Genomic DNA, 21034 nt, shown 5'->3' on the forward strand with positions numbered 1-21034 from the left:
GTCGCCCTCCCCCAACTCCGCTTCCGGCGTGAGCACTTCACCCCACCCCCCCTGACCTAGCCCTCCGTGCTTCACAGCACCCCAACTCACCATTCCCCTTTGTTGGTTGATCTTTCATCACTCCGACACCTGTCGGCGATCGGACGGTCGACGAATCTCAGCAGGGTGAGCTGGGCATGCCAAAGAGGCCGCTCACCCCACTCCGCGGCCACACAGGAGGACGCTGTGCAGAAGAGTTCGCGCATCCGCAAGGCCTCGCTCACCCTCGTCAGCGCCGTCGCGCTGGTCGTCGCCCTTCCGGGCAGCGCGCTCGCCGCTCCCCCAACGGCCCTGCCCGCCAACGCGGATGACCTGGAGAAGACGTACCAGCCGGCCTACGACTACGACACGGACGGCTGCTACCCCACTCCCGCCATCGGCCCCGACGGAACCGTGAACGGCGGCCTCAACCCGTCCGGCGCCCCGCAGGCCGAGTGCCACGACGCGTCGGACCTCGACAACACCAACGGGTACGCGCGGTCCAAGTGCAACAACGGCTGGTGCGCGGTCATGTACGGCCTCTACTTCGAGAAGGACCAGGCGACGATCGGCGGCCACCGCCACGACTGGGAGCACGTCGTGGTGTGGGTGCAGAACAACCAGGTCCAGTACGTCTCCACCTCGGCGCACGGCGAGTTCGCGGTGCACACCCGTGACCAGATCCAGTGGGACGGCGCACACGCCAAGATCGTCTACCACAAGGACGGGGTGAGCACGCACGCCTTCCGCGCCGCGAACCCGGCCGACGAGCCGCCGGAGAACGACCGTCACACATGGCAGTACCCGGCCCTGGTCGGCTGGAACGGCTACCCCGCGGGCCTGCGCGACAAGTTGAGCGCCTACGACTTCGGCAGCGCCAACTTCGGCCTCAAGGACGCCAACTTCGCCGCCCACCTCGCGAAGGCCGAGCCCGCGGGGATCGCGTTCGATCCCAACGCGTAGGACCCGCCGCGGACTCCCGTGTCCCGGCTCCCGTGTCCGGCACGGCAGCGCGACTGCCGTGTCCCGTACCGCGACGGCCGGGCTCAGCTGCTGGGGACGGCCACGGGAGGACCGCCGGCCGGACCCCGGACAGCTGTGGTGGTCAGTTCCTTCACCCGGGCGGCGGGCACCGGGACGCCAGGGGTCTCGAAGAACCAGCGTTCCATCTCTTCCCGGCTCAGCCCCTCGGGCCACTCCACCATGTACGGCTGGACGTAGACCGGGGTGTTGGGTTCGCTGCGCCAGCTGTCGGCGAGGGTGCCGATGTCGACCGCGTCGTAACCGAGGACGTCGAGAAGCCGGGCCACGTCCGCCTTGGCGGCCGGGTCGTCACCGGCGACGGGCAGGGCGCTGCGGTCGGCGGCACCGGCGGTCCGGGCGCTGGTGAACAGGCGCCGGAAGTCGATGTTGTTGAACGCCTTGACCAGGCGCGCACCCTCCAGATGCCGCTGCACGAGGGCGCTGGAGGTCAACTCGTCCGAGTCCAGCTCGGCGATGCGGCCGTCGCGGTCCGGGTAGTAGTTCATCGTGTCGATCACCGTCCGGCCGGCCAGGGCCTCCGCGGGCAGCCGGTCGTAGGCGCGCAGCGGGACGGTCGCCACCACCAGGTCACCGGCCCGCGCGGCTTCGGCGGGCAGGGCGGCGCGGGCCCGCTCGCCGAGTTCGGCGACGAGGTCGCCGAGGGTGTCCGGGCCGCGGGAGTTGCTCACGACGACGTTCAGTCCGGCGGCGACGGCGAGGCGGGCCAGCGCTCCGCCGATCATGCCGCTGCCGATGATTCCAAGGGTCTGGGTCACGGTGACGGATCTCCCTCTCGAAGACTCTCGAAGAATGCCGATGGCAATCGATGAACATCGATGAACACCGACCGCACAAGTGAACCTCAGTGTCACACATGCCACCAAGAGCCTCTCTTGCCATCCAGGGTCGGTCAAGCGGTACGATCACGGGGTGAGTGGAGCGGCGCGTACGAACACGCGAGACATCGCCAGGGCGGCCGTGCGGGCCGAACTGGCCCAGGTGGCCTTCGAGTTGTTCCGCCAGGAGGGCTTCGCCAAGGTCACCCTCGACGACCTGGCGGCGGCTGCCGGGGTGTCCCGCAGCACCTTTCTGCGCTACTTCGGCACCAAGGAGGACGCGGTCCTCGGCGCCTTCAACGCCCACGGCACCCAGGTCGCCGACGCCCTGCGGGCCCGCCCCGCCGACGAGGACGACTGGACGGCCCTGCGCCGGGCCCTGGACACCGTCGTCGAGCTCTACCGCCTGGACCCGGCGGGTTCCCTGGCGATGGCACGCCTCGTGCAGGACACCCCGGCCCTGTGCGCACGCCAACTGGAGAAACAGCACGGCTGGCGCCCCACCCTGGCCGAGGCCCTGGCCGAGCGCGACAACCCGGCAGGTTCCACGACAGTGGGCCGATCCGTACGAGCCGCGGCCGCCCTCGACTGCCTGAACGTCGCCGTCGACCACTGGACCGCCTCCGACGGCCACCTCGACCTGGTCGACCTCCTGGACGAGGCCTTCGCGGCACTCGCACCACACTGAGCCGGGTCAGGCACCCTTCGGGGCGGGCTCCAGAATCGCCAGGCCTTTCGCGTGACGGGGTCTAGGAAAGATGTCGCCCTGAGCGGGTCACGGAGAAGACCAGGTCAGACCCTGCTTCTCAGCCGGTCGCACCGGCGCGTGTCCTGTCACTGGGTGCCCGCGAACTGGAGGGCTGGAGGAGCTGGTCGACGGGTGCGTAGTCGTCGGTGAGCGGTTGGGCGTCGCCGATCCAGGAGGTGAGGTCGTCGCCGGTGGCGATCTTCCAGTCGGTTCGCCGGCTGTCCAGCGCTTCCTGGGTCGCGCGCAGGTCGACCGGTCGGCCGGAAGCGATCATCACCAGGTTGCCGCCCTCGGGGGTGGCGGTCGGGTCGAGGCCGATGTCGGTGGGTCGGCCGACGAGGGCGACGTGCTCGAAGGTCTCGCGGAGGGTGGCCGCTTCGGCGCGCGCGAAGGCCAGATCACCGTGGTCGATGAGGTTGGCGACGTACAGGCCGTCCTCGTCGAGCACCCGCCGTACGTCGGTCATCGCTTCCACGGTGGTGAGGTGCCACGGCACGCTGACGCCCCCGAAGGCGTCACCGACGACGAGGTCACGGCTACCGGCGTCCAGTCGGCGCAGGCCCAGCCTGCCGTCCTCGGCGCGTACGTCGATACCGGCTTCGGAGCTCAGACCGAACTGGTCGCGGTCGATGCGCACGACCCCGCTGTCGATCTCGGATACGAGGCTGCGCGTCCCGGGCCGCGTGGCCGCGAGGTAGCGCGGGAAGGTGAGCCCGCCGCCGCCCAGGTGGTGGGCGGCAAGTCGCTCGCCCTCGGGAAAGGCGGCATCGACCACCGACGCGATGGCGCGCACATACGTGAACTCCAGGAAGGTCGGGTCGTCGATGTCGACGTAGGAGTGCCGCACGCCGTCCAGGACGAGTGTGCGGCCGCTGTCCCGGTCGGGGTCTGCGACGACCCGTGCGCAGTGGTACTTGGTCTCCGCGTCGCAGCCACCGGGCGCGACCGTGGTGGCGAGGCCGCCGGCAACGACCACGAGTGTGAGGGCAGGGGTGCCGCTCCACCGTCGGGTCCGCCACTCGATGAGCGCCGAGCCGGCCACCAGCAGGCTCCCGAGGCCGATCAGTATGCCGCTGACCGGCAGCCGCGACACCAGGACGAAGCCGGTGAGGACGGTGCCGAAGATGGCACCGACGGTGCCGACGCCGGACAGCCGGCCGACAACCGTTCCGGTCTCGGCGAGGCTGGTGAGACGTAGCTTGGTCACGATCGGCGTCACCGCGGAGAGCAGCGCGCCCGGCACGAGGATGGTCAGCGACGCGATCAGCAACAGCACCGCCGGCGCCCACTCCGCACTGGTGCGCAGCACGGCGGGGGTGAGCGCCACGACCGCTCCCGACACCCCGAGCGACGGGCCTATGAGCCGGCGCGGATCGACCTGGTCGGCGAGGCGCCCGCCCAGCCAGGAGCCGCAAGCGATCGCGGTGAGCGCGATGCCGATCACCATGGTGCTGGCTTCGAGGGTGAGACCGAGGTAGGGAGCCAGCAGCCGCAACGCGACGATCTCGACCACCAGGACCGCGGCCGAGGACCCGAACACAAGCACGGCAGCGGCACGGGGACCCAGGCCGTGGTCGCCCGGCGTGTCCTTGGCGACGGGCGAGGAAGACGATCCGGTCACGGACGACATCCTCGCACGTGACTCACCGACGAACCGCCGCGCGGTACGCCGCCGGAGCCGCCTTCGCCGAGGTCCGGTCGATCCGCGACTCGGCCGCGTACAACGGGCGGAGGAGGCGCGCAGGTACCGGCGCAGGGTGTGTGCCCGGACGGGGATCGCGAAGAGATCCCCGTCCAACAGGGCAGGCCGCGCCCTTGGTTGGCCAGAGCTTGGACGGCGTTGCCGGTCAGGCTGCCGGTGCGCGGGCGAAGTCGTGGCCGAGGGCCTTGAGTTGGCGGGCCATGTCGCGCGTCCGGCGAGTGGGGTCGACAAAGTGCGGGTGGTGGTCGGAACCGCGGTCGCGACGATCCGCAGGGGTGTGACGGCAGGGAAGAATGAGGTCATGACGATGTGCAAGAAATGCGGTGCGCGGAAGCGCCGTTGGCCCCGTTCCTGCTCGCAGTGCCGCTCGAAGTCGAGCCGGGCGTCCTCGGCCGAGGATGCCGCCGACATGGCCGTGGCGGGAGGACTGTTCGAGTGGATCTGGCGAGGAGTCACGACAGTTGTCCGGCTGGTGCTGCGAATATTCAACTGATTCACTTCTGTTGACGAGGCGAGCAGGCCGGAGGCCGGACAAGCCTCCGGCACGGAAGCCGGCCTCCTGAGCGGCCCCTGCGGCAGGGGCCGTTCCGCCCGGCCGCCGGCCTCCCCCGCCCGCTCAGCGGTCGTCCAGGAGTTCTTGCGGGACAGGTCCGACAGCAGGCTGTCACCCGGCCACCACTGCGCGGCCGGCGCCGTAAACAGCCCAAGTCATGCGGAAGCAGGCCGAGTCCTGGGGACAAGCCTGCTGCCGTGATCGGCCTCGGTGCGTCGCCTACCGGAGCCCTCCGGGCTGGTCCTTGGCCCACCACAGGAAGGCGGCGGCGTGCTGTTGGTTGGCGAAGCCGTCTCCGACCAGGTGGTGCAGGAGGTCGTTGCTCCACAGGATGAGCCGCCCGAGGGTCCAGTTCACCGACTCGGGCGCCGGCAGCTCCAGTCCGTACACCGACCGCGCGATCTCGCGCTTACCGCCTGCCTGCGTCGTGTACTTGAGGATCGACAGGAAGCGGTCCGGCTGCGTCACGCACAGGGCTCTCGTCAGGAGAGCCTCCTTGAATCCGGTCATGGCGAACGGCTTCGTACCCGTCAGCAGGTGCTGGAGCCGGTCCGCGAGCGGTATGTCGTCGGGTCCGTACAGGAGATAGTCGATGGTCCGACGGGTCGACTCGCCGGCCGCCGCATCGCCCATGGCGTTCCAGGCGGAGTTGAAGGTGGCCTGGTTGCCGGGGTGGGCTCCGACATCGGAGTTGGCGAAGTCCTTGAGGACCCTGGGGTCACATGTCCGCAGCCCGTCCGGGGAGAAGACCTTCTGGTACTTCGCCCAGTAGAGCGCGACCTCGGGCTCGAAGTCGGGCTTGGTGACGAGGTACCGCGCCTTGAGCCGGCTGACGCGGTCCAGTCGCTCGGGCTCGACGTCCTCGGGTTTCGGAAAGCGGGCCTTCAGGTCGCTGAATGCGTACGGCGGCTGCTTCTGGGGAGAAGCGGGCTCTCCGTGCTCCCATTGGTAACCACACCGGTGCTTCACGACTCGACGTCCGCCACCGAGCGAGCGGACCACCTCGACATCCTCGTCGTCGCTGCACAGTGGACACATGGCCAAGCTCATGGCTCCCCACCCCGTTCCCATGGTGCTCGCACCCCGGCACGAGCCGAAACGCTCATGCCGTGGGCGCCGCATTCTTGCACCGCTCGGAGCGGCCGGGTCGGTGAAAGTGACGGTGACGGTGCCAGTGACCGTGACGGTGTTCACGTTGTCGCGATGCGCCCGGCGTCATGCGCCTGGCCCGGGCCGATGGCGTGGGTGACCAGTCCGGGAGCCTTGATCACTGCCGGGCCTGCTGATTGGCTGGCCGGCATGACTGAGCTCGGACCCGTCGCCTGGCCACCTGCTCCGATCAGGACCGAGCGGCTCGTACTCCGTGAGCCCGAGGCCCGGGACCGTGCGGCGGTCATCGAGCTGCTGGCCTCGTCGGAGGTGGGCACCTACCTCGGTGGCCCCCGGCCGCGTGACGAGCTCGAACGCGAGATGCCCGGCGCGCCCGTCCGGCGCCCCGGCCTTTTCATGGTCGATCTCGACGGAACGATGATCGGCCGGATCACGCTCACCAGAGACACGGGGCACATTCGTCAGGCTGCCGGGAAGGCCGAGCTCGGCTACCTGTTCCTGCCGCGGGCATGGGGATACGGGTACGCCGCCGAGGCGTGCGCGGCAGCACTCGGCTGGTTCGCCGACGCGCTTCCCGGCGAACCAGTGGTGCTCGCCACCCAGACCGCCAACGTCCGCTCGATGCGCCTCGCGGCGAAGCTGGGGTTCACCGAGGCGGAGCGGTTCGAGGACTACGGCGCCGAGCAGTGGTTCGGCGTGTGGTCCCCGGCATGACGATTACCGGCACGCCTTGGTAGCCGCGGCGGCCGTCAGCCTGGTTCTCCTGGCGTACGGGCTTACCGAAAGCGGTTCGGACGGTTCCCGGCAGGAGCAGCGACGGGCGCTGACCGGCAAGAGCGGGTTCAGCCATGCGGCCCATGCGGCGGCGTCGTCGGTGACGGGCCGGTGAATGCAGCGGCCCTCCGGCGCGTCCGAGTGCGGAAGGCGCCGGGAACCGGAATGTGGCCAGAATCGTTTCGAGTACCAGCACTACCGGAGGAGTACCGACCTTGTCCGCCAGACCGACGGACCCCTCGGGGCACAGTCCCCGACCATCCCGCCAGGACGTTCCCGAGCATGAGAACGGCACCCGGCGGGGTGGTGTTCGATGAGTGCCGCCAACGCCGTGCTGGGCCTGCTGGCCGTGTTCGTGCTGACCGCCGGCACCGGCTACTTCGTCGCTCAGGAATTCGCCTACGTCTCCGCCGACCGGCTCGCCCTCGCCCGTGAGGCAGAGGCCGGGAACCGGAAGGCCGCCCGCGCCCTGAAGGTGCTGGAGCGGCTGTCGTTCATGCTCTCCGGGGCCCAGCTGGGCATCACCGTGACCGGACTGGTCGTCGGCTTCATCGCCGAGCCCTCCGTCTCCGCGCTGCTCAAGCCCGCGCTGACCGGCATCGGCGTCCCCGAGGGCGCGGTCGGCGGCATCTCCGTCGTACTCGCCTTCGTGGGCGCCACGGTGGTGCAGATGGTGCTGGGCGAGCTGGCCCCCAAGAACCTCGCGATCGCCGTACCGGAGCGGCTGGCGAAGGCCCTGGCCCCGTCGACGCTGGCGTATCTGAAGGTCGTCGGTCCCCTCGTCCGCGTCTTCGACGGGGCGGCCAACCGACTGCTGCGCAAGGTGGGCATCGAGCCGGTCGAGGAGTTGCACCACGGGGCCACCCTGGAGGAGCTCGGCCATCTGATCGGCGAGTCCCACGAGCAGGGCGAGCTGCCCAAGGACACCGCGGACCTGATCGACCACGCCCTGGAGTTCTCCGAGCGCACCCTGGACGAGGTGATGGTCCCGCGTGTCGACGCCGTCTTCGTCCGCAAGGACGCGGGTGCCACCGAAGCGGTCGACCTGATCGGCAGACACGGCCACTCCAACTACCCCGTCCTCGGCGACCACCCCGACGACGTCACCGGCGTCCTGGGCGTACGCGAGCTGATGCGCCTGCCCGCCGGCCGGCTCACCGGCATCACCGCGGGCGCCCTCGCCCGGCGGCCACTGCTGCTGCCCGACACACTGCCCCTGTCGGAGGCGGTCGGGCAGATGCGGGAGCGCGACGACGAGTTCGCCGTCGTGCTGGACGAGCACGGCGGGGTGGCGGGCATCGTCACCTACGAGGACATCGCCGAGGAGCTGGTCGGCGACATCGCCGACGAGAGCGACACGGTCACCGAACTCGCCGTCGCCGACGCCGGCGGCTGGCTGGTGGACGCCGGGCGCCGCCTCGACGAGATCGCCGAGGCCACCGGCATCGACCTGCCCGAGGAGGAGGACTACGACACCGTGGCCGGCCTCATCGTGGACCGCCTCGGCCGCTTCCCCGCCATCGGCGACCGGCTCACCGTCGAGCTGCCCGGCGGAGGCCGCGCGGTGATCGACGTACGCACCCTGGACCGTCACGTGCCGGAGCGGGTCCGACTGGAGCGGCTGCCCGCCGTGGACCGTGAGGAGGAGCCGGCATGAGTTTCCCGATGGCACTCTTCGTCACCGTGCTGCTGCTGATCGGCAGCGGCTTCTTCGTCGCGGCCGAGTTCGCCCTGGTCGCCGCGAAACGACACCGCGTGGAGAAGGCCGCCGCCCAGGGGCAGCGCGGCGCCAAGGCCGCGCTCGCCGGCATGCGCGAACTGTCGCTGATGCTGGCCGGCGCCCAGCTCGGCATCACCATCTGCACCCTGGGCCTGGGCTCGGTGTCCAAGCCGGCCATCTCGCACGAACTCGACCCGCTGCTGCACGACCTGGGCCTGCCCAGCGCGCTCAGCTACGGCGTCGCCTTCGCCGTCGCGATGATCGTGGTGGTGTTCCTGCACATGGTGCTCGGCGAGATGGCCCCGAAGTCCTGGGCCATCGCCCACCCCGAACGCTCCGCGATGCTGCTCTCCCCGTCCTTCCGGGCCGTGGTGAGGGTGGTCCGTCCGCTGATCGGAGTGCTGAACCGGATCAGCAACGTCCTGGTACGGCTGTGCCGGGTCACCCCGCGCGACGAACTGCTCTCGGTCCACAACCGGGAGCAGCTCACCCACCTCGTCGAGGAGTCCGAGCGGCTCGGCCTGATCAGCGTGGCCGACTCGGAGCTGCTCACCCGCTCGCTCACCGAACCGCAGACCCCGGTGGGTGACCTTCAGGTGCCGGCCGCGGAGATCGTCTCGGTCGGCGGCACGGCGGACGTCGACGAGATCCTGCGCGTGGCAGCCGACAGCGACCGCACCCGCCTGCTCGTCCGGGACGAGGCCGCCGTCATCGGTTCCGTCCACACCCGCGACGCCTTGGTCGCCCGTGCCCAGGGCCGCGCGATCAGCGCCCGTGAACTGGCGCGGCCGGTGCCCGAGATGGGTCAGGGTGCCACGGTCGCCGACGCGATCGACGTACTGCGAGGGCGCCGTGCCTCCCTGGCCGTCGTCGTCGACGAGTCCGGCCGGCTCACGGGCATGGTGAGCCTGGACGACCTACTGGCCCGCTACCTGCAGCCACAGGGGTCCTGACCGGGCGTTTCCATACACGCCAGGCCCCCTGCCGTTGGGGGACGCGGTTGGCGAATCCGCTGCGCGGCGGTAGGTGTCTGCTCAGTCCCAGCGACACGCCGCACGCACGGCGTGTCGCTGGGACTCAGACCCCACTTGCCCTCGCCTTGGCGGGATTCGCGCCAGGACGGGTAACGGGTGGCCGCCGAGACCGGTCACAGGTGCTCGGCCGACGGCCCTGCCGGCTCCCGTCCGCCCACGCTGACCAGCCCGGCCTCGTAGGCGGCGATGACGGCCTGGACGCGGTCACGCAGCTGGAGCTTGGCGAGTACGCGGGAAACGTGGGTCTTGACGGTCGTCTCGGCCAGGTGCAGGCGGTCGGCGACTTCGGCGTTGCTCAGTCCTCGGGCCAGCAGACCCAGGACTTCGCGTTCGCGCGGGGTCAGGGAGGCGAGGTCACGGTGAATCGCGGTGGTGTGGCTGTCGTGACTGTCCCGCTGCGTGAATCTCTCCACCAGGCGGCGAGTGACGGCCGGTGCGAGCAGCGCGTCTCCGGAACGGACCGTGCGGACGGCGGAGATCAGCTGCTCGGGGGTGACGTCCTTGAGGAGGAAGCCGCTGGCCCCGGCGGACAGGGCCGCGTAGACGTACTCGTCGAGGTCGAAGGTGGTCAGGATGATCACACGGGGTTCGCCCGGGGTGCCGGTGAGGATGCGGCGGGTGGCCTCCAGGCCGTCCGTCTCCGGCATCCGGACATCCATCAGGACCACGTCGGGCCGGGTGCGGCGGACCGCGTCGACGGCTTCGGACCCGTTGGTGGCCTCGCCGACCACCTCGATGCCGTCGGAGCGCAGGATCATCCGGAATCCCGTACGGACCAGGGTCTGGTCGTCGGCGAGCACCACGCGCGGTGGCGGCTCGGTCACAGTGCCTCCAGGGGGATGAGTGCCTCGACACGGTAGCCGCCGGTGAGGCGCCGCCCGGTGTGCAGGGTCCCGTCGTAGACGGAGAGGCGCTCGCGCAGGCCGAGCAGTCCACGGCCGTTTCCGGTGGCCGCGGCGGGGCCCGGAGGTCCGCCGGTGTCGGAGACCTCCACCCGGATCCGGTCGGGGGCGTATTCGACGGAGACGGTGGCACTCGCCCCGGACGCGTGTTTGACCGTGTTGGTCAGCGCCTCCTGGACCACGCGATAGGCGGTGAGCCCGATGCCGGGTGGCATGGGGCGGGCCACTCCGGTGATCTTCAGGTCGACGGGCAGGCCGGTGTCCCGGACCCGCCCGACGAGTGTCTCCAGCTGTTCCAGGCCCGGTTGCGGGGTCAGGTTCTCGGCACTGGTCGCGTCCTGGTCGCCGCTTTCCATGGTGAGCAGGCCCATGACGTGACGCAGCTCGGTCATGGCCGCCCGGCCGCTCGCCTCGACGGCGAGCAGTGCCTCGTCGGCCTCGTCGGGGACGACTCTCATGACCCGGCGGGCGGCGCCGGCCTGGATGACCATGACGCTGACGTTGTGGGTGACGACGTCGTGCAGTTCGCGGGCGATTCTGGCGCGTTCCTCCTCGACGGCGCGGCGCAGTGCCTCGGCCTGCTCGCGTTCCACGGCGGTCAGCCGGGCGCGGCCCTCGTCGGTGCGTACCCGCCAGGTGCGCAGGCCGTTGGCGGCCATCGCCAGCGGTCCGAGGATCCACAGGGCCACGTACTCGTTCGGGACGATGCCCGGCTGATACGGGTAGACGTGGGTGGTCGAGGCGCCCGACGTGTAGACGAGGAGGACCGCCGTCGGCACGGCCGCCAGGGTGGGAATCCTGTACGGGCTGTAGGCCGCGGCGCTGTAGACGGCGACGACAAGGGGGTAGAAGGTCAGCCGCGCAACGTCCTGTGGGGTCAGCAGTGCCAGGCAGGTCACCGCGCACAGCACGACGAGCGGGTAGCGGCGGCGCAGTGCCAGGGCACCGGAGGTGACGAGCGCGAGGGCGCTCAGGGCCACCCGGGCATCCGTTCCCGACGGCTGGATCGCCTTCCCCACACCGGGAAGGACCTCGCGAATCTGATGGTCGGCGACGTCGATGGCGTAGTACACGGTGGCGACGGCGAAGACCCCCGCCACCAACAGGTCGAACTGCCGGCCGCGCCGGGTGGGGCGCGGTGCCGGCCCGGTCGGGCGCAGCGCACGACGGGCTGCCTCTCGCAGCCGGTCCACCGCGGTCGTCTCGTTCGTCACCGGCACATTCTCGCCGTCACCCGGCCCTCCTGGGATCCGTCCCGGAGGTCACTTCCGGCGCACCGCCTACATCAGTCGCCTACTTCTCAGGGAGGACACCGCCGGGCCCTCGTTCCGACGGACGACCGGAAACGGCACGGGCGAAGGACGTGGCCGGACCGGGAGCCCGCCTAGCGTCCAGGGCGCCAGACGCTTGGACCCGAGGAGCCCTTCATGACCCAGCCGGTGATCGAACTGCGCGACGTGAGCCGCGGATACGACGACGGGCCGCCCGCCCTGCACGACACGTCGCTGACCGTGCGGCCCGGTGAGGCCGTCGCGATCCTGGGACCGTCCGGCAGCGGCAAGTCCACGCTGCTCAACCTGATCGCGGGTCTGGACCGGCCGGACACGGGGACCGTGACCGTGGACGGTGTACGGGTCGACCGGCTGGGCGAGGCCGCGGCGGCCCGCTACCGGCGGTCCAGGATCGGCATGGTCTTCCAGTTCTTCAACCTGCTCGACGACCTGACCGTCGCGGACAACGTCGCGCTTCCCGCGCAGCTGGCCGGCATGGCCCGGGGCGAAGCGCGTCGCCGGGCGGCTGAACTCCTCGAAGCCCTCGATATCGACCGGCACGCCGCCGGCTACCCCGGGCGGCTGTCCGGGGGTGAACGCCAACGCGTCGCGGTGGCCAGGGCGTTGATGAACCGGCCGCCGCTGATCCTGGCCGACGAGCCCACCGGCGCGCTCGACACGGCGGCCGGCCAGGACGTCAGCCGACTGCTCAGGGACCTCAACGCCGAGGGCCAGACCCTGGTCGTGGTCACCCACGATCTCGCCCTGGCCCGCTCCTGCACGGACCGCACGGTGCGGATCGTCGACGGCCGGATCGCCGAGGACCGGATCACCGGCGGCCAGACCGCCGACGGTGGCATCGCCGACAGCCGCAGCGCCGAGGGCAGCGGCGCGGAGGTGGCCCGATGAGCGCGCTGGGCCGGGTGGTGCGCTCGGGCGTGAAGCGACGCCGTGTGCAGACGCTCGTGATCGGCCTGACCGCGATGATGGCGGTCGCCGCGTCCGTCCTGGCGGGCTCGCTGCTGGTGATCTCCGGCGCTCCGTTCGACGACGCCTTCGCCCGGCAGCACGGCGCGCACCTGTCCGCCGAGTTCGACGCGGCCGGCACCAGCGCCGGTCGGGCGAAGGCGACCGGGCGTGCCGAAGGGGTGGCGGCCTCGGCGGGCCCGTTCCGCGCGGTGTCGGTCACCCCACGCGTCCACGACGGCGCGAATGCGTGGCCGATGACCGTCGTCGGCCGCGGTGACCCCGACGGAGCGGTCGACGACCTCAAGCTGACCGCCGGGCGCTGGGCCACTCGCCCCGGCGAGATCGTGCTGAACGCGGACGCCTCGCTCTTCCCCACCCTCGGTCTCGAACTCACCTTCCCCGGCCTGCCCGGTACCCCCACCGTGAAGGTGGTCGGCGCGGCCCGCTCGGTCACCCACAGCGCCGACGCGTGGGTGTCTCCGGCCCAGGTCACCGAGCTCACGCCCGACCGGCCCGGCGGCTACCAGATGCTCTACCGCTTCACCGCCGCCGACACCGAAGCCCAGGTCTCGGCAGGCCGCAAGGCCGTGACAGCGGGGGTCAAGGCGGTGACGGGGACGCAGTCCTGGCTCACCGTCAGGGCGTCCGCCGAGCGCGACACCGCGCTGTACGTGCCGTTCCTCCTCGCGTTCGGCGTCCTGGGCCTGGTCATGTCGGTTCTCATCGTGGGCAACGTGGTCGCCGGCACCGTGAGCGCGGGACTGCGCCGGATCGGCGTCCTCAAGGCCATCGGCTTCACCCCGGCGCAGGTCGTACGGGCCTACGTGGGCCAGGCCCTGATCCCGGCGGCGGTCGGCACGGCACTCGGTGTTCTCGCGGGCCACCTGCTGGCCGTGCCGGTGATGTCCGAGACCGAGGACGTCTACGGCACCACCTCTCTGGCCGTCGTCCCCTGGGTCGACACGGCCGTGGTAGGCGGAGTGCTCGGTCTGGTCGCGGTGACCGCCTGGGCGAGCGCCTGGCGGGCCGGCCGGCTCCGCACGGTCGACGCGCTCGCCGTCGGGCGTACCGCGCGAACGGACCGCGGCCGGTGGGCGGCACGCCTGGCCGGACGGCTCCCCGTGTCCCGGCCACTCGCCCTGGGCCTGACCCGCCCCTTCGCCCGCCCCGCCCGTGCCCTGGCCATGGGGACGGCGGTCCTGTTCGGCGCCGCCGCCATCACCTTCACCGTCGGCATGGGGGCATCGCTCGGCGAAGTGACGAAGGCCAGAGCCCATGACGCCGCCGACGTCACCGTCGCCGCACCTCTGCCGGAGCTCGGCCCCAACGGTCCGATCGCCTCATCGCGGCCCGAGCCCGATCCGGCCGCCGTCGCCACCGCGATCGACGCCCAGCCCGCGACCCGGACCCACTACAGCACCGCGACAGCCCGGGCCACGGTCCCAGGCCTGGCCGGCACCACGGCGGTCGTCGCCTTCACCGGCGACGCCTCCTGGGGCGGCTACACCATGGTCTCCGGCAACTGGATCGCCGAGCCCGGCGAGGCCGTGGCGCCCACCGGCTTCCTCACCGCCACCGGTACGCGCATCGGGGACACCGTCACACTGGGCGGCCTGGGCGAGGCGGCGGTCACGGTCCGGATCGTCGGCGAGGTCCTCGACCCCCGCGACGACGGCATGCAACTGTTCACGGACGCCGCCACGCTCTCACCCGCGCACCCGGCCCTGACGGACACCACGCAGCACATCGCGGTGAAGTCCGGTACCGACGTGGTCCGTTACGTCGACACGCTGAACGAAGACCTGAAGCCGCTCGGGGTCACCGCCCGGCCCGGCGGAGCCGACGGCGGCAGCGACATGGTCGTCACGCTCAACGCACTGTCGGCGCTCCTGACACTGATGCTCGTCGCCGTCGCGGCGCTCGGCGTACTCAACACGGTCGTACTCGACACCCGCGAACGCGTTCGCGAACTCGGCGTCCACAAAGCCCTGGGCATGACGCCCCGGCAGATGATCGCGATGGTCGTCACCTCCGTGGTCGTGACCGGACTGGCCGGCGGCGCCCTGGGCGTTCCGCTCGGCGTCACCCTGCACGGCTGGGTCCTCCCCGCCATGGGCCACAGCGCCGGTCTCGACCTCCCCGACTCCGTGCTCACCGTCTACCACGCCGCCGAACTGGCCCTACTGGTCTCGGGCGGCCTCCTCATCGCCGTCCTGGGCGCGCTGCTCCCCGCAAGCTGGGCCGCAAGAACCCGCACCGCCACCGCCCTGCGAACCGAATAGGAGGACTGGAGAGGCCTCCATCGAGAACCCGGAGAACTTGATCGCTTTGTACCGCGCCGTGGAGCGCTTCTTCGACGAGCACCTCGGACACGGCCGGGACGAGACGTAGCCGCCGTCCTGGCCGTGGCGGTCGGCGGTCGGCGGTCGGCGGTCGGCGGTCGGCGAAAGGAAATCCGTGAGGACCCGCAGCCCAGAGGCCGCAGTCTCCGCGGCCGCCATCAGCGGATGCTCTGCCCAGCGGCTGCGGAAGTACTACGGGAAGCGGCGACGGGGAAGCGCGAGGCGCGAGCGCCTGAGAGAGACACGGCGAGTCGGAACGGAGCCCGCGCGCCGCTCCGTCAAGGACGGCCGGCCCCGTCGCCGCGGACCCGGTCAGGATGTGGAGAAAGTTGCCGAAGTCCCCCTGCGGTTCGCGGTACTGGGGCCACTCCGGGTGTGGCGCGGCAAGGAGGAGCTGACCCTCGCATCGCCCCAGCAGCGTGTGGTGCTGGGGCGATGCTGTTGCGGCGCGGGCGCCTTGTCACCACCGCCGAGATCGTCCACGCCGTATGGGGGGGAGGACCCTCCGACAGCGGCCGTGCCCGTACCCCTCTCTGTCAGCCGATGCGGGAATGGCACTGCGCCGCCGGTTATCCGGTTCACAGTTCCTGGACGACGTACGGCGTACAGGGCCACGTACGTCCCCGATGTCGGCCGTGCCGTCCAGTACCTGCCGACCACCCCCACGCCCTCCAGCCACTCCCATCCGTGCAGGTCGCGGAGGAAGGCGCGAGGCACCTTGAGGAAGCCGGATTTTGTCTCCGGAGGCAGCGGTCTGCCCAGGCGATCCTGGGAGCGCATGCCGTGGGCCCACTCGTAGGAGGAGTCGCCGATGACCGTACGGTTCACCACCGCCACCCAGGATCTGCCGGATAGGGCATCGTCTCGGCAGGGACTGTCATGTCGATGCGTGGGTGAGCTCGTGGGCCCGCTGCCACAGTCGGGCACCGAGATCCGCGTCCGCGGCAGGGGCGCGCAGTGGCTCCGGCTCAAGCCGGTTGTAGAAGACGTCTCTCAGTTTGCTGCGGTCGGTGGTGGCGATCCTGACAATCGGCTCGGCGCCCTCCTCCGGTGACTGCGTCAGGTACCGACCGATCAGGCTTGACTTCGCTGCCGTGATCAGTGCGGAGTTGCGGTCGAGGCCGGAGCGGACGGTGCCGGGGTGGAACGCAACAGCGGTCATTGTGTCCGGTGCCCGGCGGTTGATCTCGGCGGCATGTACGACACTTGCCAGCTTCGAGGCGTTGTACGAGCGCATCTGTGCGTAACGGCTCCGTTTCTGGTCCAGATCGTCCGGGTTGAGCTTTCCGAACCGGTAGAGACTGGAGCCGGTGTTGATGACAAGGGCGGAGGGAGCCTGGAGGAGCTTCTCCCAGAGAAGCGATGTCAACAGGAAGGGAGAGAGGAAATTGACCTGCACGGTCAATTCATGACCGTCTGACGTCGTTTCCCGCTTAGGTGAAACGATGCCGGCGTTGTTGACGAGGATGTCTATCCGCGGCATGTGGGAGATCAGGTGCTGAGCGAGTTCGCGCACCTCGCTGAAGCGCGCGAAGTCCGCAGGGAAAGCGGTGCCACCGACTTCGTCGGCGACAGCGCGGGTTCTGGTCACCGCACGGCCCACGACTACGACTGACGCACCCATTGCGGCCATCTGCCGTGCCGCGGCTGCGCCGACGCCGGAACTGGCGCCGGTGACGACGGCGGTCAGGCCGTCAAGTGTTTCTGCTTGCATGGATCCGACGCTAGGTCCCCGGTCGCGGCAGAGGAAGTGAGCCGTGACCCTGGTACTGCCGGCACCAGGGTCCGGGGCTCGTTCCGGCTTACCCTTGCCCTCATGGACGACCGCACCGTGAACTTGCTGGGCGATTATCTGCGGGCTCGTCGCGAGCTGGTGCGCCCTGCGGATGTCGGCCTTCCTGAGACCGCACGTCGGCGGGTGCCCGGCCTGCGCCGCGAGGAAGTCGCGACACTCTCCGGTATCAGCGTGGACTACTACCTCGGTCTCGAACAGGGCCGTGACCGGCGGCCGTCTGCGGAAATCCTCCGGGCACTCGCTCAGGCTCTGCGGCTCGACGAGTCCGCAACCACGCACTTGTTCACGCTCGCCAATTCTGTCCCGCGTTCGCGCGTGCGTGCTCCCCGCCCCAGGGTGTCTCCCACCTTGGCTCGGCTGATCGACTCCTGGCCGGCGACACCCGCGTTTGTGCAGACCCATACGTTCCTGGTGCTGGCAGCGAATCCGCTGGCCCAGGCCCTGTCGCCCGCGCACACACCAGGGACCAACCTCGTCCGAACCGTGTTTTTGGAGCCGGACAACTTCCTGGTCGAACCGGATCCGCGTCAGGACTTCGTGGCGTGCCTGCGCGGGCTGGCCGGCACGGAGGCCGACGACCCGGACCTGGAGGCGCTGGTAGGCGAATTGTCCATGCGCAGCGAGAGCTTCCGACGTCTTTGGGCCAGGCATGATGTCGGGGGCCGCACCAATGGCAGGGTGACGATCGCGCACCCGCGGGCCGGTACCCTCACGCTCGATCTCGAACGGTTTCTGGTGCCCTCCGCACCGGGACAGCAGCTGGTGGTCTATTCCGCAGAGTCGAGCAGCCGGTCGCATGAGGCACTGCGTCTGCTCGCGGAATTGGCCGACTGACGAGCCGTTGCCATGTCGATTGCGCGTTCACTCTTGATCGAACAAGGTGCTGTATCGGGTCAGTTGGCGGCTGCGCGCGCATGAAGTAAGGGGCTTTGGTAGCTCCGCCGCCTCACCGGCGAGAGCACCATCTCATGGCGCTGTCCGACGTCGCCGGACCAAGTCCGTATTCCGGAAAGGAAACTGACGGTGCCCAAGAGGCGATGAGGCGACTGTCCCGTCTGCCCGTTGGGATTTGGTCGAGCCAGTCCTGACCGCCTGGCAGACCGGACGCCGCGGCCGCGGACACCGGCCGCCCGCCGGACCATGCCCTGCCCGACGCGCGCGGCGAGATCAGGGGCGTCGGCTCGGTCAAGATCAGTCAGTTCGGCATGACAGCGCCGGCCAGGACGTCGCTGCCAGACGACTTCGAGGTGCTGAACGGGGCCTTCTTCTACACGGGCACCAAGAGACCGTCCTGCGCCCGGAGAACAGCGCCTTCGAACCTGAGGGCTCCCTTGGCACGAAGGCAGGGATCGCTGGTTCGCGCAGACCCTGCCGCCTGCGCGTACCGCTACTCGCACCTTCCAGCCCGTTGCGGTCAGTGACCTGCTACGACGCCCTGATACCCCCATGTGTCAAGAAGTCAGCGTCTTCCACGGCTACGTCAGCCTGGAGATGGCCGGAGGCTTCAGCCACACCGCCGTCCCCTCGCAGGAGTCCTGGGCCTGGACCCTGGACTCCCTCGACACTCTGCTGCGCACCTGGACCACGACCCGAGGCTGAGGCGATGAACACCGGACACGACTGGATCACCACACCTGTCACCGCGGACATGCTGCGCGGTTTCCTCGACCTGGAACCCACCCCACACGGCCTGCTGCCGCACCGCCTGCCCGCCCGGGCCCGCCGGCAGATCCCCGACGACCAACTCGCCGTGGCCGAGGCCCAGCCCTCCGGCGTGCGGCTGGTCTTCCGCACCAGGGCCACCACCATCGAACTGGACACACTGCCCACCAAGCGGGTCCACCGAGGCTTCCCGGCCCCCGCGGACGGCGTGTACGACCTGCTCGTCGACGGCCGCCTCGCCGCCCAGACCACGGTGACCGGCGGCAACGTACACACCATCGTCGACATGGCCACCCAGTCCGCCGAACTGACCGAGGGGCCCGCCGGCACCGCCCGGTTCGCCGAACTGCCCGCGCGTGACAAGGACATCGAGATCTGGCTTCCGCACACGGAGATCACCGAACTGATCGCCCTGCGCACCGACGCCCCCGTCGAACCGGCACCCGACAACGGCCGCAAAGTGTGGCTGCACCACGGCAGCTCCATCAGCCACGGCTCCAACGCCACCCACCCGACCGCCACTTGGCCCACCCTGGCCGCGAACAGGGGCGGGGTGGAACTGGTCAACCTGGGGTTCAGTGGCAGCGCGCTGCTCGACCCGTTCACCGCCCGTGCGATACGGGACACCCCCGCGGACCTGATCAGCCTCAAAATCGGCATCAACGTCGTCAACACCGACGCCATGCGCCTGCGCGCCTTCACCCCCGCGGTCCACGGCTTCCTCGACACCGGGCCCCCTCGCGCCCGACTTCGACGGCGTCACCCTGCGCTTCAAGGCCACGGGCGATCCCGCCGAACGCGCCGCCGGGCGCCTGACACTCAACATCATCCGCGACGAACTCGCCCGAATCGTCGAACAACGGGCGACCGACGACCCGAACCTGCACCACCTCGACGGCCGCGACCTCTACGGCGAGAAGGACTACGCCGAACTCCCGCTGCCCGACGAGGTCCACCCCGACCCCGCCGGACACCGCCGCATCGGCGAGAACTTCGCACGGCTCGCGTTCGGCGACGGCGGCCCCTTTGCCGGCAAGAGAGGATGACCGAATCGCGGCCATGCCGACCGTAAATGGCACTCAGCCTCGCTGATGCCAGGGGGATTCCCGCCCATACCGTCGATACGGGCCTTCGGTTCCGATTCGGCAACATCGCCGCAGGTCAGGAGCCCTTGGCGACCGGCTCAAGGATCGCGACACACTCAACATGGTGCGTCATCGGGAAGAGATCGAACGCCCGCAGCGTCCGTACCCGGTAGCCGCCCTCCCGGAAGTACGCCAGGTCGCGGGCCAGCGCCGCCGGGTCGCAGGCGACGTACGCGATCTTGCGGGCGCCGAGGGAGGCGAGGTGCTGGACCGTCTTCTTGCCGGCGCCGGCGCGGGGCGGGTCGAGGACGATGAGGTCGACCTCGGTGATGCCGGTGCGCGGGAGGACGGCCTCGACCTTGCCCTGTTCGATGCGGACGCGGTCGAACGCGGCGAGGTTGTGCTTGGCGTCCTCCACCGCGCGCTTGCCGGACTCGATGCCGAGGACCGCGCCCTTGTCGCCGAGGCGGTCGGCCAGCGCGCCGGCGAAGAGGCCGACGCCGCAGTAGAGGTCGAGGGCCATGTCGCCCTTGCGCGGCAGCAGGCCCTGCATGACGGCCTTGACCAGGGTGTCGGCCGCCATCGGGTGGACCTGCCAGAAGCCGCCGCTGCCGACCCGGTGCGTACGGCCGTCGGCGCGCTCGCGGACGAAGGCGCGGCCGTGGACCCGGTGGATACCGCCGTCGTGCTCCTCGACGCGCATCACGGAGACGGGCTTGTCGAGTTCGACGAGGGGCAGGCGGGCGCCGGGCCGCGGTTCGAGGATCACCATACGGTCCTGCGAGCCGGTCGCCGCGATCGCCTCGACCGACTCCATGCCGGACCAGTCGCGTTCCTCGATGCCCAGCTCGGAGACCCCGGGCGCCGCGATCATGCAGTGCTCGACCGGCTCGACCTCGTGCGAACGGTGGCGGCGCAGACCGGCGTTGCCGTCCTCGTCGACCGCGTACTGCACGCGCGTACGCCAGGCGGGGACCTCGCCGGCGGGCAGCTTGTCGCCCTCGGCGGGCATCACCGTGCCGTCCCAGCCGGCCTCCTCCGGGGTGAGGCCCGCGAGCCGCTGCAGCTGCTCGGTGATGACCTCGCCCTTGAGCCGCCGCTGCGCGCCCGGCTTGGCGTGCTGCCAGTCGCAGCCACCGCAGCGGCCCGGACCGGCGTACGGACAGGGCGCCTCGACGCGGTCCTTGGACGCCTCCAGCACGGTCACCGCGTCCGCCCGCAGGAAGCGCGAGTCCTCCTCGCCGTCCGTCACCCGCGCGACGACCCGCTCGCCGGGCAGCGCGTGCCGTACGAAGAGGACCTGGCCGGCGTCCGTACGGGCGATGCAGTGCCCGCCGTGCGCGACGGGGCCGATCTCGACCTCGTACTCCTGACCCACGAGCGACCCCGCCGGCGATTTCTTCGGTTCTGCCTGCATGGCGGGGTGACTCCAGATGCGAAATGGGGAACGGCCGGACAACAGCCCACCAGTCTACGTGGACACCGCCCGA

At 70.5% G+C, this 21034-nt stretch carries 15 protein-coding genes and 2 pseudogenes; 10 read left to right on the forward strand and 7 right to left on the reverse strand.

Annotated features, from left to right (window positions below; genetic code table 11):
• The first annotated feature begins 225 nt into the window (after window positions 1-225).
• Window positions 226-981, forward strand: coding sequence for an NPP1 family protein (locus ACH4YP_RS14440; RefSeq protein WP_361067484.1), 756 nt, complete (start codon window positions 226-228; stop codon window positions 979-981).
• 83 nt (window positions 982-1064) lie between these two features.
• Here the strand turns inward: ACH4YP_RS14440 and ACH4YP_RS14445 are convergent, their stop codons facing one another.
• Window positions 1065-1817, reverse strand: a complete 753-nt coding sequence (locus ACH4YP_RS14445) for an NADPH-dependent F420 reductase (protein WP_398490747.1) — start codon at window positions 1815-1817, stop codon at window positions 1065-1067.
• 154 nt (window positions 1818-1971) lie between these two features.
• On the opposite strand from ACH4YP_RS14445, the gene ACH4YP_RS14450 reads away from it, so the two are divergent.
• Complete coding sequence (locus ACH4YP_RS14450) at window positions 1972-2565, forward strand: TetR family transcriptional regulator (RefSeq protein ID WP_361067479.1); 594 nt, start codon at window positions 1972-1974, stop codon at window positions 2563-2565.
• A 118-nt stretch (window positions 2566-2683) separates the two neighbouring features.
• Here ACH4YP_RS14450 and ACH4YP_RS14455 read toward each other — a convergent pair whose 3' ends face one another.
• On the reverse strand, window positions 2684-4246 hold the full coding sequence (locus tag ACH4YP_RS14455) for a fused MFS/spermidine synthase (RefSeq protein ID WP_398490748.1): 1563 nt from the start codon (window positions 4244-4246) through the stop codon (window positions 2684-2686).
• Window positions 4247-5099: 853 nt separating this feature from the next.
• Window positions 5100-5930 (reverse strand): hypothetical protein, encoded by an 831-nt coding sequence (locus ACH4YP_RS14460; RefSeq protein WP_398490749.1) that lies wholly within the window; start codon window positions 5928-5930, stop codon window positions 5100-5102.
• A gap of 249 nt (window positions 5931-6179) precedes the next feature.
• Here ACH4YP_RS14460 and ACH4YP_RS14465 point away from each other — a divergent pair, with 249 nt between their 5' ends.
• From ACH4YP_RS14465 to ACH4YP_RS14475, 3 genes are all read left to right on the forward strand, one after another.
• On the forward strand, window positions 6180-6704 hold the full coding sequence (locus ACH4YP_RS14465) for a GNAT family N-acetyltransferase (RefSeq protein ID WP_398490750.1): 525 nt from the start codon (window positions 6180-6182) through the stop codon (window positions 6702-6704).
• 373 nt (window positions 6705-7077) lie between these two features.
• Window positions 7078-8421 carry a hemolysin family protein gene (locus ACH4YP_RS14470; RefSeq protein ID WP_398490751.1) on the forward strand — a complete coding sequence of 448 codons (1344 nt, stop codon included), beginning with the start codon at window positions 7078-7080 and terminating at the stop codon, window positions 8419-8421.
• Complete coding sequence (locus ACH4YP_RS14475) at window positions 8418-9437, forward strand: hemolysin family protein (RefSeq protein ID WP_398490752.1); 1020 nt, start codon at window positions 8418-8420, stop codon at window positions 9435-9437. Before ACH4YP_RS14470 ends, ACH4YP_RS14475 begins: the two co-directional genes overlap by 4 nt.
• A 194-nt stretch (window positions 9438-9631) precedes the next feature.
• Here ACH4YP_RS14475 and ACH4YP_RS14480 read toward each other — a convergent pair whose 3' ends face one another.
• Window positions 9632-10342 (reverse strand): response regulator, encoded by a 711-nt coding sequence (locus ACH4YP_RS14480; protein WP_398490753.1) that lies wholly within the window; start codon window positions 10340-10342, stop codon window positions 9632-9634.
• Window positions 10339-11634 carry a sensor histidine kinase gene (locus ACH4YP_RS14485; protein WP_398490754.1) on the reverse strand — a complete coding sequence of 432 codons (1296 nt, stop codon included), beginning with the start codon at window positions 11632-11634 and terminating at the stop codon, window positions 10339-10341. Before ACH4YP_RS14485 ends, ACH4YP_RS14480 begins: the two co-directional genes overlap by 4 nt.
• Before the next feature lie 213 nt (window positions 11635-11847).
• On the opposite strand from ACH4YP_RS14485, the gene ACH4YP_RS14490 reads away from it, so the two are divergent.
• Window positions 11848-12600 carry an ABC transporter ATP-binding protein gene (locus ACH4YP_RS14490; protein ID WP_398490755.1) on the forward strand — a complete coding sequence of 251 codons (753 nt, stop codon included), beginning with the start codon at window positions 11848-11850 and terminating at the stop codon, window positions 12598-12600.
• Window positions 12597-14942, forward strand: a complete 2346-nt coding sequence (locus ACH4YP_RS14495) for an ABC transporter permease (protein WP_398490756.1) — start codon at window positions 12597-12599, stop codon at window positions 14940-14942. The genes ACH4YP_RS14490 and ACH4YP_RS14495 overlap by 4 nt, the downstream gene beginning before the upstream one ends.
• Window positions 14943-15879: 937 nt before the next feature.
• Here the strand turns inward: ACH4YP_RS14495 and ACH4YP_RS14500 are convergent.
• The gene (locus tag ACH4YP_RS14500; RefSeq protein WP_361067451.1) at window positions 15880-16716 is read right to left on the reverse strand and encodes an SDR family NAD(P)-dependent oxidoreductase; all 837 of its coding nucleotides are present in this window, start codon (window positions 16714-16716) and stop codon (window positions 15880-15882) included.
• 102 nt (window positions 16717-16818) lie between these two features.
• On the opposite strand from ACH4YP_RS14500, the gene ACH4YP_RS14505 reads away from it, so the two are divergent.
• The 3 genes and pseudogenes from ACH4YP_RS14505 to ACH4YP_RS14515 all read left to right on the forward strand — a co-directional run bounded on the left by ACH4YP_RS14505 (window position 16819) and on the right by ACH4YP_RS14515 (window position 19505).
• Window positions 16819-17631: a helix-turn-helix domain-containing protein gene (locus ACH4YP_RS14505; protein WP_398490757.1), complete on the forward strand. Its 813-nt coding sequence runs from the start codon at window positions 16819-16821 to the stop codon at window positions 17629-17631.
• A gap of 627 nt (window positions 17632-18258) precedes the next feature.
• Window positions 18259-18396: pseudogene (locus ACH4YP_RS14510) on the forward strand (TetR-like C-terminal domain-containing protein); the annotation flags it as partial.
• A gap of 4 nt (window positions 18397-18400) precedes the next feature.
• Window positions 18401-19505: pseudogene (locus ACH4YP_RS14515) on the forward strand (GDSL-type esterase/lipase family protein).
• A gap of 115 nt (window positions 19506-19620) precedes the next feature.
• Here the strand turns inward: ACH4YP_RS14515 and ACH4YP_RS14520 are convergent.
• A complete protein-coding gene (locus tag ACH4YP_RS14520; protein WP_361073038.1) occupies window positions 19621-20961 on the reverse strand; it encodes a class I SAM-dependent RNA methyltransferase in 1341 nt (446 codons plus the stop codon).
• Between the last annotated feature and the right edge of the window lie 73 nt (window positions 20962-21034).

The sequence above is a fragment of the Streptomyces sp. NPDC020747 genome (assembly GCF_044334695.1).
Taxonomy (GTDB): domain Bacteria; phylum Actinomycetota; class Actinomycetes; order Streptomycetales; family Streptomycetaceae; genus Streptomyces.